The sequence below is a fragment of the Haladaptatus sp. CMSO5 genome (assembly GCF_036689885.1).
GTDB lineage: Archaea > Halobacteriota > Halobacteria > Halobacteriales > Halococcaceae > QDMS2.
Genome location: NZ_JBAHVW010000001.1, coordinates 710,749 through 726,347, shown reverse-complemented (window position 1 = coordinate 726,347; position 15,599 = coordinate 710,749). Strand labels below are relative to the sequence as shown.

General features: G+C 61.9%; 15 protein-coding genes, 1 tRNA gene and 1 other RNA gene. 5 read left to right on the top strand and 12 right to left on the bottom strand.

Annotated features, from left to right (window positions below; all coding sequences use genetic code 11):
* Positions 1-675, top strand: coding sequence for a thioredoxin family protein (locus tag V5N12_RS03870; protein ID WP_332897838.1), 675 nt, complete (start codon positions 1-3; stop codon positions 673-675).
* 2 nt (positions 676-677) lie between these two features.
* Here the strand turns inward: V5N12_RS03870 and V5N12_RS03865 are convergent, their stop codons facing one another.
* The 9 genes from V5N12_RS03865 to gnd all read right to left on the bottom strand — a co-directional run bounded on the left by V5N12_RS03865 (position 678) and on the right by gnd (position 7,590).
* Complete coding sequence (locus V5N12_RS03865; protein WP_332897837.1) at positions 678-1,079, bottom strand: universal stress protein; 402 nt, start codon at positions 1,077-1,079, stop codon at positions 678-680.
* A 499-nt stretch (positions 1,080-1,578) separates the two neighbouring features.
* Positions 1,579-1,651: transfer RNA gene (locus tag V5N12_RS03860), tRNA-Arg, on the bottom strand.
* A 41-nt stretch (positions 1,652-1,692) separates the two neighbouring features.
* On the bottom strand, positions 1,693-3,060 hold the full coding sequence (locus V5N12_RS03855; protein ID WP_442904952.1) for an MATE family efflux transporter: 1,368 nt from the start codon (positions 3,058-3,060) through the stop codon (positions 1,693-1,695).
* Positions 3,061-3,161: 101 nt separating this feature from the next.
* Complete coding sequence (locus V5N12_RS03850; protein ID WP_332897835.1) at positions 3,162-3,743, bottom strand: 2Fe-2S iron-sulfur cluster-binding protein; 582 nt, start codon at positions 3,741-3,743, stop codon at positions 3,162-3,164.
* Positions 3,744-3,826: 83 nt separating this feature from the next.
* Positions 3,827-4,084, bottom strand: coding sequence for a lipoyl domain-containing protein (locus V5N12_RS03845; protein ID WP_332897834.1), 258 nt, complete (start codon positions 4,082-4,084; stop codon positions 3,827-3,829).
* Positions 4,081-5,094: an alpha-ketoacid dehydrogenase subunit beta gene (locus V5N12_RS03840; protein WP_332897833.1), complete on the bottom strand. Its 1,014-nt coding sequence runs from the start codon at positions 5,092-5,094 to the stop codon at positions 4,081-4,083. The genes V5N12_RS03845 and V5N12_RS03840 overlap by 4 nt, the downstream gene beginning before the upstream one ends.
* Entirely contained in the window at positions 5,094-6,107 is a 1,014-nt protein-coding gene (locus V5N12_RS03835; protein WP_442904951.1) for a thiamine pyrophosphate-dependent dehydrogenase E1 component subunit alpha, read from the bottom strand. Before V5N12_RS03835 ends, V5N12_RS03840 begins: the two co-directional genes overlap by 1 nt.
* A gap of 170 nt (positions 6,108-6,277) precedes the next feature.
* Positions 6,278-6,466 (bottom strand): hypothetical protein, encoded by a 189-nt coding sequence (locus V5N12_RS03830; protein WP_332897831.1) that lies wholly within the window; start codon positions 6,464-6,466, stop codon positions 6,278-6,280.
* Between the two features lie 224 nt (positions 6,467-6,690).
* Positions 6,691-7,590 carry a phosphogluconate dehydrogenase (NAD(+)-dependent, decarboxylating) gene (gene gnd / locus V5N12_RS03825; RefSeq protein ID WP_332897830.1) on the bottom strand — a complete coding sequence of 300 codons (900 nt, stop codon included), beginning with the start codon at positions 7,588-7,590 and terminating at the stop codon, positions 6,691-6,693.
* A gap of 211 nt (positions 7,591-7,801) precedes the next feature.
* Here gnd and V5N12_RS03820 point away from each other — a divergent pair, with 211 nt between their 5' ends.
* The 3 genes from V5N12_RS03820 to V5N12_RS03810 all read left to right on the top strand — a co-directional run bounded on the left by V5N12_RS03820 (position 7,802) and on the right by V5N12_RS03810 (position 12,216).
* Positions 7,802-10,420: a valine--tRNA ligase gene (locus V5N12_RS03820; RefSeq protein WP_332897829.1), complete on the top strand. Its 2,619-nt coding sequence runs from the start codon at positions 7,802-7,804 to the stop codon at positions 10,418-10,420.
* A gap of 113 nt (positions 10,421-10,533) precedes the next feature.
* A complete protein-coding gene (locus V5N12_RS03815; protein ID WP_332897828.1) occupies positions 10,534-11,049 on the top strand; it encodes a hypothetical protein in 516 nt (171 codons plus the stop codon).
* 69 nt (positions 11,050-11,118) lie between these two features.
* Positions 11,119-12,216, top strand: a complete 1,098-nt coding sequence (locus tag V5N12_RS03810) for an aminopeptidase (RefSeq protein WP_332897827.1) — start codon at positions 11,119-11,121, stop codon at positions 12,214-12,216.
* Positions 12,217-12,234: 18 nt separating this feature from the next.
* On the opposite strand, the gene V5N12_RS03805 is transcribed toward V5N12_RS03810, so the two are convergent.
* Entirely contained in the window at positions 12,235-13,311 is a 1,077-nt protein-coding gene (locus tag V5N12_RS03805) for a matrixin family metalloprotease (RefSeq protein ID WP_332897826.1), read from the bottom strand.
* Positions 13,312-13,379: 68 nt separating this feature from the next.
* Positions 13,380-13,696: RNase P RNA component (gene rnpB / locus V5N12_RS03800), an RNA gene on the bottom strand.
* Between the two features lie 129 nt (positions 13,697-13,825).
* Between rnpB and V5N12_RS03795 the strand changes: the two genes are divergently transcribed.
* Positions 13,826-14,434 carry a TIGR00296 family protein gene (locus V5N12_RS03795; protein WP_332897825.1) on the top strand — a complete coding sequence of 203 codons (609 nt, stop codon included), beginning with the start codon at positions 13,826-13,828 and terminating at the stop codon, positions 14,432-14,434.
* Here the strand turns inward: V5N12_RS03795 and V5N12_RS03790 are convergent.
* On the bottom strand, positions 14,431-15,576 hold the full coding sequence (locus V5N12_RS03790; protein ID WP_332897824.1) for a nicotinate phosphoribosyltransferase: 1,146 nt from the start codon (positions 15,574-15,576) through the stop codon (positions 14,431-14,433). The two genes, V5N12_RS03795 and V5N12_RS03790, sit on opposite strands and share 4 nt — an antisense overlap.
* Between the last annotated feature and the right edge of the window lie 23 nt (positions 15,577-15,599).

Here is a 15,599-nt window from a genome sequence, read left to right as displayed (position 1 = left end):
ATGGCGGCAACCCAGCCGGACCTCGAAACGGCGCTCGACACGCTCATCGCTGCCGGTGCAGTGGACGAAGCGCCGGACGGCACGCTAACCACGACCGAACCGTTCGAGAAGGTGTTGGCGCTGTACCACGACGTGTACGGAGCGGTCTCCACCGAGGAGTTCCACACCACCGTCGCAGAGCTGTTCGGTATCGACGAGGACGTCGTTGAGCAACGAATCGACGACCTCGACATCACCCGCGCTGACGTGGTCGCTTACCTCGCTGCCCAGTCGTTTCTTGAGGTGCCGGTAGGTCAGCAACTGCTCGCGGTCATGGCCGAGCTACTCGTCGAAATCACGCCGTCATCGCCGGTTCCAGACGAACTCACGGAACTCGATGATAGCTCGTATGAGTCGTTCCTCGAAACGAACCCCGACGCGGTGATTACCGTCTGGCGACGGTTCTGTGACCCGTGTGATGCGATGAAAGCAGACCTAGACGATATCCTCGAGCGCATTCCCGATGGCGTCGCCGTCGCGGGTGTTGACGGCGAGGCCACCGACAGTTTCTGTCGGACGTTTGCTGTCGATTCGGCACCGACGGTGCTCTGTTTCGCTGCTGGGGAACTGGTCGAAAACACGTCTGGACGACAGTCGGCCGCCGAAATCGGACACCTCCTCGACCGCATCTACTAGCGTTACTCGTTTTTCGGAACACCCGTCACCATGACCGGTCGTCCAGCATTCAAAATGACCGACTGCGTGACGCTCCCGAACAGCGCCTTCCCCGCCGGAGAGCGTTTGCGCCCGCCGATGAGGATGAGGTCTGCGTCCTCGTCGTTTGCGAACTCGATGATAACGGTGGCCGGGTCGCCCGACGCTTCGTTGACAGTGTATTCGATATCCTGCGCTTCGAGCCACTCTCCCGCCTCTCGAATCGAATGCAGCTGCGTCGCTGACGCTCCGCTCGGGTTGTCAACGAAACTGTGGACAAGGGTGACTTCCTTCTCTGCAGCCTTGCCTGGCAACTTCCCGACTTCTTCGACACATGCGAGCGCGTGTGCGGCATCGTCATCGACACCAATTACCACATGGTACATACTAACACGAATTCGTGATGGGGCTTAGTAGTTGTGCCACACGAGCACATCGTCTGTACACGCGGGCAATCGGGGAATGCAGCTTCCTTTTTGACGTGTTTGGATTCGGCCGCATCACTCCGCGCGTCGTATAAGATTCAAAAACGGACCTGACGGGACCGAGCAAAACAGGAGGTTTTGCAAGGTACGTCGTGGGAGCGAGATTTTGCTCCGCAAAATCGAGCGGACCCGATGGGAGTTTGCAACCGCGCAGCGGTTGCACACTTCGATTCGCCGGCGGCGAATCGAGATTTGAACCCCGGTCATTCCGCTCACTTCGTTCGCTTCACTCCCTACTTCAAATCCCTCTTGACCGCTTTGTTCCTCACGGAGTTGCGAGCACACGCTACGCGGTGCTCGCAGGGAGGTTCGTCACAAAAACGGACCCGACGGGACCGAGCAAAACCGTAGGTTTTGCGACGGTCGTCGGGGAAGTGAGACTTCACGAAGTGAAGTCGAACGGACCCGACGGGATTTGAACCCGCGACATCTTGGTCCGGAACCAAGGACTCTGTCCACTGAGCTACGGGCCCACACAGTTGAGTTCCGTACAAGAAGGTAAAACCGTTGTGAGTCAGTCTTCGCCGTCGGCCATGGCCGGGCCGGGCTGGTCGATGACCGACTGTTTCCACGTCCCGCGGGTGAACCATGCGGCGGCGGCGATTGCGCCGACGATGTTGCCGAGGGCCATCCCCCACCAGATGCCGGTCGGGCCCATGCCTTCGACAAAGGCGAGGTAGTACACCGTCGGGACGCGGCCAATCCAGAGGGCGAGCATGGAAAAGACGAGCGCCGTCTTCGTGTTGCCCGCGCCGCGGTAGGCTCCGAGGAGGACTTGGAGGACGCCGATGAAGGCGAACTCCACCGAGCGAATCCGGAGGTACTCGCTGCCGAGACGGATGGTTGCTGCGGCGTCGGCCGTACCGGTGTCGAGGAACACGCCGACGATGGGTTCGGGGAACAGTGCGGCGATGACGGCAACGCCGAGCATGACGCCTGCACCGACGACGACGGCGAGTTTGACGGCGCGCTCTGCGCGGGCGGTTTGCTTTGCGCCGAGGTTCTGGCCGACCATCGTGTTGGTCGCCCGTCCGAGACCCATTGCGGGGAGGAACACGAGCGAGATGAGACGGTTGCCGAGGCCGTAGGCGGCGACGACGGGCGGGGCGAACGTCACGACCATGGCGGTGAGCGTAATCATCGCCAGTGCGCTCGCGGACTGTTCGAGCGCGCTCGGGACGCCGATGGAGACGATTTTGCGGATGATGTCGAGGTCAGGGTTGAGGTCAGAAAGACGCACGTCCGGGCCCGAAGTCGTCATGAACAGCACGTAGAAGCCGAGGCCGGTGGCGATGGCTCTGGAGACGAGCGTGGCGAGGGCCGCGCCTTCGATTCCGAGGGCGGGGAAGCCAATCCAGCCGAAGATGAAGATGGGGTCTAACACGACGTTGAGCGCGACGCTGATGGCCATGATGCGCATGGGCGTGCGGGTGTTGCCGTAGCCGCGCATCAGCGCGGAGAAGACGAAAAAGCCGAACAGAAACGGCGTTCCGAGGAAGAACACGCGCATATAGGCTGCGGCGAGCGGGACGACTTCGAGAGCCGTCTCAGGGTCGCTCGGGAGGAGGCCGAGCATCGGCTTGGTGGCGAAAAAGCCGAGCGCGCCAAGGACGATGGCGAGCAGGGTGACGAACGACATCGTCTGGCCCGCGACTTTCCCTGCAGAGCCTTCGCTCTTTGCGCCGGTGTACTGGGCGACGAGCGTGCTCCCGGCGACGGTGAACCCGCCACCGACCGAAAGCAGGAGGAAGATGAGCGGAAACGCGAGGCTCATTGCGCCGACGGCGGCGGCCGAAAGGCGGCCGAGCCAGATGGTGTCGGCGATGTTGTAGGCGACCTGGAGGAGCTGCGTGATGACGATTGGCAACGCCAAGCGAAACATCGGTCGGGCCAGTCCCCCCTCAGTTATCGAACTCTGGGTTTGGCCACTACTCACTATTGTTATCCAATTGAAGGAAAGATATCAGCGCTCTGGTTCGGCCGCTATGGCGTCTCGCCGGTTTCGAGCGTGAACGGCTTCTTCGGGTAGGCAACACAGGTCAGCATGTAGCCCTTGCCGAGTTCCTCTTCGCCCAGCATCTGCTGGTTGTCGTGGACAACGAAGTCCTCTGCGTTCTCGCCGGAGGCGACCTTGCCCGCACAGGAGATACACTGGCCCTGACGGCAGGCGTAGGGGAGGTCCCAGCCTTCGTCTTCGCCCGCGTCGAGGATTGTCTCGTTGTTTGCGACTTCAATCGTTTTCCCTTCTTTTGCGAACTCGATTTCGAAGTACTCGACTTCGTCTTCAGGGATGTCGGCCGGGCTCGACGAGCCAGCGGCCTCGCCGCCTTCTTCGAGTTCGCCGCCCGCTTCGCCCCCAGCGACTGCGCCGACGGCGCCGCCGCCACCAATCGAGCGGTTCATCGGTTCGGGGAAATCCGTTTCTGCGACGGACGCGGCGCGCCGTTCGAGGACTTGGTCGGTGATGTCCTCTGGAAGCGACTTGGCCGTTCCCGTCGAATAGTGCAAGGCCACCGCGACGAGCGTTAACAGCACCCCGAGCGCGACACCCAGTACTTCAACCATGGTCGGCGGTACGGAAGCCTAGTTTAACAGCATTTTGATTAGGGCGGACGATTCGGGGGCAAAAATTGGAATTCGGAGGTCGATTACGGTTCGATGCGCGCGAGCGAATCCCCCCGGCGGAACTCCTCGTTCTCACCGACGAGGCGCTCTGCGAGGGTTCCCGACTGGGGCGCGGGTACGTCGACGCTCACCTTCTCGATTTGAATCTCGCAGATGGTGTCACCCGCTTCGACGGTCGCGCCCTCACGGACGAACCAGTTCGAGACGACGCCTTCGTCTACGTCCATCGCGTCCGCTGGCCACACCGCCGCCGAATCGACGAGGACCGCAGCGTCGCTCATTGGGTGTCGCGGATGGCGTCTGCGATTTGCTTCGCGCTCGGGTTGAGAGCGGTTTCGAGCGGCCGGGCGTACGGAATTGGCACGTCCGGGATGGCGAGTCTGCGAACCTCCTCTAAGTCGTCTAAGGCGTGTTCTGCGACCCGGGCGACGACTTCGCCGGTGAGGCCAAAGGAGCGGTAATCTTCGTCCACGACGATGAGCCGTCCCGTCTTGCGCACCGAGTCCACCACCGTCTTGGTGTCGAACGGCACGAGCGTCCGGAGGTCAATAATCTCCGTCTCGATACCCTCGTCTGCGAGTTCGCGGGCGGCCTCACACGCGCGGTGGACGTGGAGTCCGAGGGTGACGACGGTCGCGTCTGCTCCCTCGCGCTTGATGTCGGCTTGCCCGAACGGAATCGTGTACGGCTCTTCTGGGACGTTGTTCTTCGGCCCCTCGGGCGACGGCATCCAGCCGAGGCCCATGAGCCGCTTGTGGAACATGAATACGACCGGGTCGTCGTCCCGAATCGCGCTGTGCATCAGCCCCTTCGCGTCGTACGCATTCGAGGGCACGACGACCTTCATGCCCGGCAGGTGGGCGAAGGTGCCGTACAGCGTCTGAGAGTGCTGGCCAGCGTCAGAGTACGTCCCGCCAACGGCGGTCATGAGCACCATCGGGACGCTCACCGCGCCGCCGCTCATGTACGTGTTCTTCGCCATCTGGTTGTAGATTTGGTCCATCGCGACGCCGAAGAAATCGACGAACATGAGTTCGGCAATCGGGCGCATCCCGGCTTGGGCCGCGCCGACGGCCGCGCCGATGAACGCCGTTTCGCTGATGGGTACGTCCATCACGCGGTCACGGCCGAACTCATCGAGCAGGCCCGTCGTGGAGCTGAAGATACCACCGTAGTCGGCGATGTCTTCGCCCATGACGAACACTTCTTCGTTGGCCTCCATCTCCTGTTTGATGGCCTCGACCATCGCGCGGCTCATCGTCAGTTCGCGTTCTGCGACTTGTTGGGTCATTAGTCATCACCCTCCTGTGCGGCGGCCATGTTCGCCGCCTCGACCCACTCCTCCGGTGGGTTGTGGAACACGTCTTCGAGCGCCTCGTGTGGCTCCGGTTCCGGTTGTTCTTTCGCCCACGCGATTGCCTCGTCGACGCGCTCGTGGGCCTTCGTGCGAATCTCGTCGAGTTCCGATTGGTCGACGCCCTCGTTCAACAGGTCTTGTTCGAGGCGCGGAATCGGGTCGAGTTTCTTGATGCGCTCCAATTCGTCGTCGGGCCGGTAGGCTTCGGCGTCGCCCATGAAGTGACCCATGTGGCGGTGTACCTGTACCTCAAGCAAGGTTGGGCCGTTTCCGTTGCGGGCGCGGCTGACGGCCTTTTTCGCGGCTTCGTACACCGCAATCGCGTCGTTCGAGTCAACGCGCTCGCCGGGCATGCCGTGGCCCTTCGCGCGCATCGAACCGTCTTTGACGTCCGTAACGCGGTCTTTGGGCATGCTGATGGCCCAGTCGTTGTCCTCGATGACGAAGACGACCGGGAGTTGCTGGACCTGCGCGAGATTCAGCGATTCGAAGAAGCCGCCTTGGTCGATGGCTCCCTCACCGAGGAACGCGACGGCCACGGAATCGAGCCCGCGCTTTTTCGCGGCCATCGCCGCGCCGACGGCGGTCGGACAGCCTTGCGCAATAATGCCACTGCAGGCGAAGTTGACGCTCGGGTCGAACAGGTGCATGTGCCCGCCTTTACCCCGACAGAGGCCGGTTTCGCGGCCAAAAATCTCCGCCGTCATCTTCTTTAAGTCGACGCCTTTGGCGATGGCGATGTGGTGGGGCCGGTGTGGGCCGGTTACCGTGTCGTCATCGCGCAGGTGTTGACAGACCCCCGCACCCGAGGCCTCGTGACCGGCCGCGAGATGCAACTCCCCTGGAATCGGCCCGGCGGAGATGTCGAACGCCGGTTGTTTCCCCTCCAGATACTCCTTCTGAAGGCGCTCTTCATAGTAACGCGCAGTTACCATGTTGTCGTACATTTGCTGTAATTCGGTAACGTTTGGCATGAGTTCCCCTCACACACAACATTTGCCGAGAGGGAAATTAAACGTTCACGTCTGTAGACAGTACTGACTCAGGGGTGTGAACGTCCAGAAAATTGGGGGTACGGGGGGATTGGGGTAGGGGAGTTGCGTGTGTACGGTGGGGATTAGCACATAGACCGGAGGTCTTCTACGAAGTGGTCGCGGTCGATTCGAATCCACTCTGTGTTTCCGAGCACCCGGAGTTTGTCTACGGTCAGTTCTACGTACTCGCCGCGGTATGCGACGTCTAGCGTGCTGTTCTCGTACTCCAGGTCCACCGCACGGGGGATCCCGTCTTGGTTGGCCTGCATCATTTGCTGTTCAGCAGTAGGGGGTACTTAACGTAGCGAAACCGGCGAATAACGCAAAAAATGATTATATTCCCAGATATTGATGGTATGTCTACCCATGTCATGAAACACGTCGCGTTGTTCGAAAATCGAAACGCTAGCAATGCGGACGTTCAGAAAATCGCGAGAGAATTTGTGGGCATTTTTCCAGATTTCACTCTAGAATCTGTCACGAAAGCCGCCGGATTTTAGTCGTTCTTGCGCGCGACCTCGTGACGACCAAAGCCGTAGCGAAGCCGGTTGGCCAGCCGCCGCGCGAAACGCTCCTCGGTGCGGCTCTCGAAGCGCTCTGCGAGCGACTGGTAGATGAGCGGGACGGGAACTTCCTGTTCTAAGGCTTCCTGTACCGTCCACGTCCCCGTCGAACCACCCGCGACGTAGTCTGCGACGTCGCCCAAGTCGTTGCCCTCCTCTGCGAAGGCTTCCTCACAGAGTTCAAGGAGCCACGACCGGATGACCGCGCCATTGTTCCACGTCCGGGCGACAGCCTCTAAATCGAGGTCGTAGCGGCCGTTTGCGAGCAGGTCGAAGCCCTCGCCGTAGGCCTGCATGAGCACGTACTCGACGCCGTTGTGCACCATCTTCACGTAGTGGCCGGAGCCTGCAGGCCCCATACGGTCGTGGCCTGCGGGGCCGGTTGCGACGGCGTCAAACACCGGCGTCAGTTCGTCGTAGGCCCACTCGGGGCCGCCAATCATGAGCGAGAAGCCGAGTTCTGCGCCCGCGGGGCCACCGGAGGTGCCACAGTCGAGGTACGCAGCAGGACACTCCTCGGCGCGGCGCGTCGATTCCTTGAAAAAGGAGTTCCCGCCGTCTACGACGATGTCGTCGTCGGTGAGCGACGGGTTGAGTTCTGCGAGCGTGGCGTCCACCGCGTCGCCCGCGGGCACCATGAGCCAGATGCGCTTTTGGTCGCCGAGTTGTGCGAGGAAGTCGTCGAGCGTGGCCGCAGGCTGTGCGCCGGCTTCCGCGGCCGTGGCGACGGCCTCTTCGTCAAGGTCGAAGGCGACCACGTCGTGGCCCGCTGCGAGCACGCGAGAGACGACGATTTGCCCCATTCTGCCGAGTCCGATGACGCCGAGTTGCATATTGCACCCTCCGTGGACGCAAAGTAAGGGGTTGTGGTTCGCCGTGGGGGAGATACGGGAACCTTTATCAAAATACGGGCAATCTCTCGGGGTATGAGCGTGATGTCGTCGGTAGTACGCTACTAGCGCGAATGCTCGCGCACGATTCCTTAGCCGACGGCGACCCGTCAGTATCGGGTTTGCCCCTGCTCAGACTCGCTGCTTTCAAACCATGACAGATATGCAAGAGACCTACGACCCCGACACGATAGAGCGAAAATGGCGCGACGCGTGGGAAGGCTCCGACGTGTACGCCTACGAGGGCGACGAAGAGCGCCCCGACTACATCATCGACACGCCCCCGCCGTACCCGACCGGTGACTTCCACATCGGCAACGCCCTCGGCTGGTGTTACATGGACTTCGCCGCCCGGTACCACCGCCTCAAAGGCGACGACGTGCTGTTCCCACAGGGCTGGGACTGCCACGGTCTCCCGACGGAAGTCAAAGTCGAGGAGAATAACAACATCCACCGGACGGACGTGCCCCGCGACGAGTTCCGCCAGATGTGTATCGAACACACCGAGGCGCAAATCGACGCGATGTACGAGACGATGCAGACCCTCGGATTCAGCCAGGACTGGAACCACGAGTTCCGCACCATGGACCCCTCCTACTGGGGGAAGACCCAGCGCTCGTTCGTCGAAATGGCCGAAAAAGACCTCGTCTACCGCGACGAACACCCCGTCAACTGGTGTCCGCGCTGTGAGACGGCCATCGCAGACGCCGAAGTCGAGAACATCGACCGCCAAGGGAATCTCTACTACATCACCTTCCCCGGCGTCGAAAACGACGACATCGAAATCGCCACCACGCGCCCGGAACTGCTCGCGGCGTGTGTCGGCATGGCCGTGAACCCAGACGACGAACGCTACGCAGACCGCATCGGCGACACCTTCGAGGTGCCGCTGTTCGGCCAGGAAGTCGAACTCCTCGCAGACGACGACGTGGACGGCGACTTCGGAACCGGCGCGGTCATGATCTGTACGTTCGGGGACAAACAGGACGTTCGCTGGTGGGCAGAACACGGCTTAGACCTGCGTGCGGTGTTCACCGAAGACGGCCACCTGAACGACCTCGCAGGCGAGTTTGCCGGCCTCACGATTGCAGAGGCGAAAGAAGCCGTCGCCGAGAAATTGGACGAGGAGGGGTACCTCAACGACACCCAGCCGACCGAGCAGTCGGTCGGCGCGTGCTGGCGCTGTGATACGCCAATCGAAATCCTGAGCAAAGAGCAGTGGTTCATCCGCGTCGACACGGACGAAATCATGGAAAAAGCCCAGGAGATCGAGTGGATTCCAGAGCACATGTACACCCGCCTCGAAGACTGGGCGGAGGGCATGGAGTGGGACTGGGTTATCTCCCGCCAGCGCGTGTTCGCCACGCCGATTCCGGTCTGGTTCTGTGACGACTGCGACCACGTCCACGTCGCAACCACCGACGACCTGCCGGTCGACCCGACCGACGCCGGCCCGTCTATCGGGGACTGTCCAGAGTGTGGCAGCGACAACTGGCGCGGCGAGACCGACGTGATGGACACGTGGATGGACTCGTCCATCTCCGCGATGCACGTCGCAGGCTGGCCAGAGAATGAGTTCTCGCCTGTCCAACTGCGCGAGCAGGGCCACGACATCATCCGGACGTGGGCCTTTTACACCATCCTCCGCACTGCGGCGCTCACCGACGAGATTCCGTGGGAAGAGGCACTCATCAACGGCATGGTGTTCGGTGAAGATGGTCACAAAATGTCCAAATCGCGCAACAACTTCGTCCAGCCAGAGGAGGTTGTAGAAGAACACTCCGCGGACGCCTTCCGCCAAGCCATCGCCCTCGGCGGCCAGCCCGGCTCTGACATCCAGTTCCAGTGGAAGGAGGTCACGAGCGCGACGCGCTTCCAGACGAAGGTGTGGAACATCACGCGCTTTGCACTCCAGCACTTGGACGAGGAGACGCCCGAGATTCAAGACCCGGCCTACCGCGACGCGGACAAATGGATTCTCTCGAAACTCGCGCGCACGGCCACAGAAGTGGGCGAAGACATGGACGCCTACCGCTTCGACGCCGCACTCCGCAAAGTGCGCGAGTTCATCTGGCACGACCTCGCAGACGACTATCTGGAACTCATCAAGGGCCGCCTCTACGAGGGTCGTCCCGGCGAGCGAAACGCCGCCCGCCACGCCCTCTATACGGCGCTCAGTGCCTCGCTCGTGATGCTCGCACCGTTCGCGCCGTTCTTCGCCGCAGAGGCCTACAGCCACCTCCCCGGTGGCGAGGACACGGTTCACAAAGCCGCGTGGCCCGTCCTCTCGTTCGAAGACGAGGAAGCAGAGGCGCGCGGCGACCTCGTCGCAAACGCCGCCTCCACCATCCGCGCGTGGAAATCCGAGGAAGGCATGGCGCTCAACGCCGAACTCGACCGTATCGAACTCTACCCCGAGGACGACCTCTCGATTGACACCTACGACCTGTCCGGCACCGTCAACGCCCCGGTCTACATCGAACAGGGCGTGCCGAACGTCGACCTCGTCCCGGTCGGCGTTGACCCAGACCACAGCGTCATCGGGCCGAAGTTCCGCGGCAAGGCAGGCGCGGTCATTGCCGCCCTCGAAGCCGCAGACCCCGCCGCGTTGAAGAAAGAAAAGCGCACGGGCGAAGTCGAGTTAGAGGTCGATGGCGAAACCATCACCCTCGACGCAGACGCCTTCGACATCAAAGAAGAACAGCAGGCTGCGACGGGCGAAGAGGTCGAAGTCCTCGAAATCGAGGGCGCGACGCTCTTGCTGTTCCCCTAGCTGATTCTCAGCTATTTTTGTCGAACCAGTCGCAGAAGCTGTCGAACGATTTCATCCCATTTGTTCCCCCTCTCACCAGAAAGCTCATCATCCCACCCTGAAATGGCAGTCACATGACTCGTTCTCGCAGACAGGTTCTTACTTTGCTCTCCGTCTCACTGGTTGGGTTCGCGGGTTGTAGCGCTTCAACTCCCACGGATACTGATGACAGCACGCAGACGCCAACGACGGCATCCACGACGGACGAAACGCCGGAGCAAACGACAACAGGCCAGTGGGACGTGACAGACCTCCAGATTTCAAATCAGACGGGGTCGCAGATTACGGTGACAATCGAACTGTGGGAACGCCCATTTGTGGAAAAAGAAGACCCCTACGAGACGCTCACGGAAACGAGAACCCCGGGGCCGGATGAAGAGCCGGTGTTCACCGACACATTCGAACTGGAGCGTAACGGCGGACGAACCTATGAGAACCTTGCGGCATTCGATAACGCGGTTCGCGTCTCCCTCTCGGTCGAGGATGGCCCGTCTGACGCGTATAGCTGGAGAGGGGATGGTGGTGACAGTCGCGGATTAGAAGTCACCATCGGAGCCGACCACATCGAGTTTCAGGAGTACGTGGCGTAGCAGTCTTTGGCCGCCAGAGAAATATCGCCCAACCGCACCTGTTTTTGCCACACCTCGTGTAGCGCCTCCATGGACGAGCGAGTGCGCGAACACGCCCGAACCCTCGTAAACTGGAGTGCACGAATCGAACGCGGCGACACCGTCGTTGTCAACGTCGGCGAAGACGCCCACGACCTCGGCGTCGCCGTCGCAGAGGAACTGGGGAACGTCGGCGCGACCATGTTCGTCACCTACGGTTCTGGCGAGATGCTCCGTGGCTACCTCAAAAACCATGACGGCGACTTCGAGGAGGTGCGCGGACCGGAACTCGCCGCCTACGAGAACGCAGACAGCGTCCTCTTTCTCGGCGGCGGGTTCAACACCACCGAACTCGCGGACGTAGATAGCGACGTGCGACAGGCGTACAACCGGGCGACCAACGCCGCCCGTGAAGCCCGGATGGACACCGACTGGGTATCGACCGTGCACCCGACCCGGTCGCTCGCCCAGCAAGCCGGGATGTCCTACGCAGAGTACCAAGATTTCGTCTATAACGCCGTGCTCCGCGACTGGGAATCGCTCGCAGACGAGATGGCGCAAATGAAGGAGCTTCTCGATGCGGGAAGCGAAGTCCGACTCGTCAAAGCGGACACCGACCTCACCATGTCTATCGAGGGTCGCATCGCCGTCAACTCCGGGGCCTCAGTCGCCTACGACTCGCACAACCTGCCCTCCGGTGAGGTGTTCACCGCACCCTACGACACCGAAGGAACCGTCTACTTCGACGTGCCGATGACGCTGAACGGCAAGCGCGTCCGCGACGTGCACCTCACCTTCGAGGACGGCGAAGTGGTGGAGTTCAGCGCCGGACAGAACGAAGAAGTCTTAGAAGAAATTCTGAATACGGACGAGGGCGCACGCCGACTCGGCGAGTTGGGAATTGGGATGAACCGCGGCATCGACCGCTTCACCGACTCGATTCTGTTCGACGAGAAGATGGGCGACACCGTCCACCTCGCCGTGGGTCGGGCCTACGACTCGAACATCCCCGAGGGCGAAGAAGGCAACAAAAGCGCCGTCCACGTGGACATGATTACGGACATGAGCGAGGACTCGCGCATCGAAGTTGACGGCGAAGTTGTCCAGCGAAACGGCGTGTTCAGGTGGGAAGACGGGTTCGAAGGGTAAGTCAATGCGTGAAGACGGTTATTCCCACCACTCGCCGCGACGGTCTGAATACGACGCTCCGCGGAAGGGGTCTGGGTACTCAGATTCTTCTTCGAACCCGAAGCCGTAGCCGAGCCACCAGCCAACGTGCCAGCCGGTGGCGTCGCGGTCGATGTGCGTGAGCGTGATTTCGAGGTGCGTGTAGGTTTCAAGTGCGCCGTCACCGTCCGGGTCTTGGCCGCGGACTGCGCCACACGAACCGGGGTCAACACCACACGGCGAACGGTCGGTAAAGCGAATCACGATGTCGGCTTCGGACGCCGAATCCACCGTGACAAACGAGACGTTCTCGGGAACGTAGTTGTCCGCCCCGCCTGCGTAGTAATCGAGGGCGTGTTGAACCTGAGCGCGGGCTTCGGCGCGTTCGCCCTCCGGAACCACGCCGTAGTCAACGTACACCGAGAGTTCTGCGTGGTCCCACGGGAGCGGGCGTTCGGTGGCGTTCGTCTGTGGCAGCGTCGTCAGACTCGCCTGCCCGTCCATAATCGACTGGGGTTCGTCTGAGTGGTCGAGGCCCATCGCGTGGCCGAACTCGTGTTTGAGGACGTGGGTTGTGGATTTGTCAGAGAGCCCAGAGAGCACCTGAATCGTTTCGGGGCGGCGCACCTGCCGGGCGTCGGTGATGTACGGTGCACAGCCCGCGACCTCGCGTTTGTCGCCGCAGGTTTCTACGTGCGGGACGAACTCGATGATGATGTCCGGGTTTTCGGCGTTCGGTTCGAGGTCGAACGAGAGTGGATAGCCCGCGTAGCGCTCGCTGTTTACCTCCCAGTAGGCAAGCGCCGCTTCGACGAGCGGTTCGTAGTCGCGCGAGTCGCCTTCGGGAATCGAAAGGGCAACGGTCAACGTCTGTTCTTGCCACGGATTGTCCTGTGCGACAACGGCCGTCGGCGTGGCTTGCGGCGTCGGTGTCTGGGTTTGGGTGGCCTGTGCGGCGGTGGTCTGGCCGGTAGACTGCGTGGTCGGAGTGGCGGTGTCAGCAAAACCCGGGTCTATGGGGGCCGCACAGCCCGCGAGGACGATGAGGAACGAAAGCAGGAGGACGCGCCCGTTCATTACGCACATATCGGCTCGCCCCACCTATCATGCTTGTGGTGGGAGCAGTCGCTCGCTGTGATGAAAGTGGCTGAGGGGAGTAAGCCCCCTTCTGTTCAACCCGGTATTCGGCTGAGCGTCCACATCGTCGTCCGGGCTACCTTAGCCGATGGGACTTGCACCGGTGAGGTTTCGCCGTTCCATCCGTTCTCCACCATCGACCCTCGGTGGGTTAGCTTCCCGTCCTTGCGGTTGGGGTCGCGCACCTCATCGGTCCGGTGGAGGGGTCTCGTTTCTGTTCCAGAGCCAGCGGTCTCCCGCTCCAGACTTGCGCCTGGTCACCTGCCCAGACAGTGGGGGGACTTTCCTCGTTGGCTTGCGCCACGGGAACCGGGCTCCCTCTGCCGGCAGATGGTAGGCCGCGTACCACAATTAAGGCGTTCGATTGGCGGGGAGACAGGAGGCGATGGGATAGTTCGGGTTCCAGATTGTCTGAATGAAAGCGTTGATTACTATTGTTCTCGTTACAGGTGGTATGTCCGAGGCTCAAACTGCGCTCTTTTCATACGACGACGGCCGCGGGGCTGTCGACCTCGCACGCGAGGCGGTAGACCTGTTCGTCAACAACGGCCAGCGAAAACAGCCCGGGAGTATGCGCGATGCCTTCTACAACCGAGCCGGAGTTTTCATCCGCCTGCAAGCGACGCAGGGACGGGGGCGACTCCGCGGCTGTGCTGGAACCGTCCAGAGCACAGAGCGCGTGGGCCACACCATCATCGAAGCTGCGATTCAGGCGGCGAGCACCGACTCGTGTGGCTCCGAACTCGAAGCCGCAGAGCTTTCGAGCACCGCGTTTTCGGTCTGCATCGTCACCGACGTGATTCCGACCGACGACCCTGCCGCAGACTTAGAAGTCGGCACCCACGGCCTCGCCGTCCAAAAGGGCCGCCAATCGGGCTGGCTCTACCCGACCGTCCCGGTTGAAAACGGCTGGAGCGAATTCGAGTACTTAGACCGGACGTGCCGAAAAGCCGGGCTCTCGCCGACGGCGTGGGAGAAAGACGATGTGGACGTGTTGCTGTTTCACAGTCAGGTGTTCGAGGAGCGAACCCCGAACGGGTCGATAAAAGAACTGACCTTCTAATTCTCGCCGAAGCCAACCTTCGTCGCGTCCGTCGCGGCGCGTTTTGCCGCGTCAGTCAAGTCAAACTCACGGACGAGTTCACCCTCGCGGATGAGCGGTTCGAGCAACGGTCTCCCGTCGGTGGGGCCGGGGCGACTCGCAAGGCCGACGTCGTGGCCACCGTCGCGGGTGCGATACACCTGCTTTTTCCCCGAGAGCTTCCCGCGTTTTGAGGCGGGTTCGCCTTCGACTTCGACAATGTCGAGCGCGAAGTCGAGCGGGTCTGCGTTCGAGACGTAGCCGCCGACACCAAAACCATCGACGAGGTCTTTCAGGTCGTAGAGGTCTGCGGGCTGGAGGCCGCCGGAGACGAAGATATCGATGTGGTCGTAGCCGCGCACGTCGAGTTCCCAGCGCACCTCTTTGATGATGTGTGCGAAGTCGCCGCGCCGCGAGCGCGTCGTGTCGATGCGGATGCTCTCTAAGTCCTCTCCGAGTTCCGCGGCGGCGCGAAGCGCCTCCTCGACCTCGTCGCCGTAGGTATCACAGAGCGCGACGCCCTGTCCAGTCGCCTCGTAGAAGGCGCGCCACGCGGCTTCCTGTTCGCCCCGGCCGTAGCAGATGAGCAGGGCGTGGGGCATCGTGCCGCCGGCTTCACGCCCGAGCAGGTCGCCTGCGGCAGCGTGCGAGAAGCCGTCGAAGCCCGCGAGGAGCGCAGAGCGTTCGACGACCGCGGCCATCGAGGGGTGGACGTGGCGCGCGCCGAAGCTGAGCATGGTCGTGTCGGGGGCGGCGTGGCGGGCGGAGAGCGCCTTCGTCGCAATCCCTGTCGCGTGTGAGAGAAAGCCGAGCAACGCCGTCTCGTAGCGCGCGAAGTCGCGGTACTTGCCCGTGATCTGGAGCACCGGCCCCGCATCGAACAGGTTGCCCTCAGAGAGGGCATCGACATCAACGGGAAGGCCTTCTAAGAGGTGGGCGGCGTCTTTGACGCCGGCAAAGAGCTTGAACTCGCCCGTGGGAAATTGATTGGCCGTTACTTCCGCGACGACCGTCGGGTTCTTCCCCGCGTGGTCGAGAGTGGTTTCGGTCCGCTCGAAGTAGACATCCGTGGCGCGCCCGGCACGGATGGCTTCGGTGGACACGATATCGAACGCATCGGACATAGTCGGCGTTTCCCGGCCAAGCG

Excerpts from the sequence above, each read along its gene's own strand:
- V5N12_RS03870 (WP_332897838.1), top strand. The coding sequence starts at position 1 with ATGGCGGCAACCCAGCCGGACCTCGAAACGGCGCTCGACACGCTCATC.
- V5N12_RS03865 (WP_332897837.1), bottom strand. The coding sequence starts at position 1,079 with ATGTACCATGTGGTAATTGGTGTCGATGACGATGCCGCACACGCGCTC.
- V5N12_RS03855 (WP_442904952.1), bottom strand. The coding sequence starts at position 3,060 with ATGTTTCGCTTGGCGTTGCCAATCGTCATCACGCAGCTCCTCCAGGTC.
- V5N12_RS03850 (WP_332897835.1), bottom strand. The coding sequence starts at position 3,743 with ATGGTTGAAGTACTGGGTGTCGCGCTCGGGGTGCTGTTAACGCTCGTC.
- V5N12_RS03845 (WP_332897834.1), bottom strand. The coding sequence starts at position 4,084 with ATGAGCGACGCTGCGGTCCTCGTCGATTCGGCGGCGGTGTGGCCAGCG.
- V5N12_RS03840 (WP_332897833.1), bottom strand. The coding sequence starts at position 5,094 with ATGACCCAACAAGTCGCAGAACGCGAACTGACGATGAGCCGCGCGATG.
- V5N12_RS03835 (WP_442904951.1), bottom strand. The coding sequence starts at position 6,107 with ATGTACGACAACATGGTAACTGCGCGTTACTATGAAGAGCGCCTTCAG.
- V5N12_RS03830 (WP_332897831.1), bottom strand. The coding sequence starts at position 6,466 with ATGATGCAGGCCAACCAAGACGGGATCCCCCGTGCGGTGGACCTGGAG.
- gnd (WP_332897830.1), bottom strand. The coding sequence starts at position 7,590 with ATGCAACTCGGCGTCATCGGACTCGGCAGAATGGGGCAAATCGTCGTC.
- V5N12_RS03820 (WP_332897829.1), top strand. The coding sequence starts at position 7,802 with ATGACAGATATGCAAGAGACCTACGACCCCGACACGATAGAGCGAAAA.
- V5N12_RS03815 (WP_332897828.1), top strand. The coding sequence starts at position 10,534 with ATGACTCGTTCTCGCAGACAGGTTCTTACTTTGCTCTCCGTCTCACTG.
- V5N12_RS03810 (WP_332897827.1), top strand. The coding sequence starts at position 11,119 with ATGGACGAGCGAGTGCGCGAACACGCCCGAACCCTCGTAAACTGGAGT.
- V5N12_RS03805 (WP_332897826.1), bottom strand. The coding sequence starts at position 13,311 with ATGAACGGGCGCGTCCTCCTGCTTTCGTTCCTCATCGTCCTCGCGGGC.
- V5N12_RS03795 (WP_332897825.1), top strand. The coding sequence starts at position 13,826 with ATGTCCGAGGCTCAAACTGCGCTCTTTTCATACGACGACGGCCGCGGG.
- V5N12_RS03790 (WP_332897824.1), bottom strand. The coding sequence starts at position 15,576 with ATGTCCGATGCGTTCGATATCGTGTCCACCGAAGCCATCCGTGCCGGG.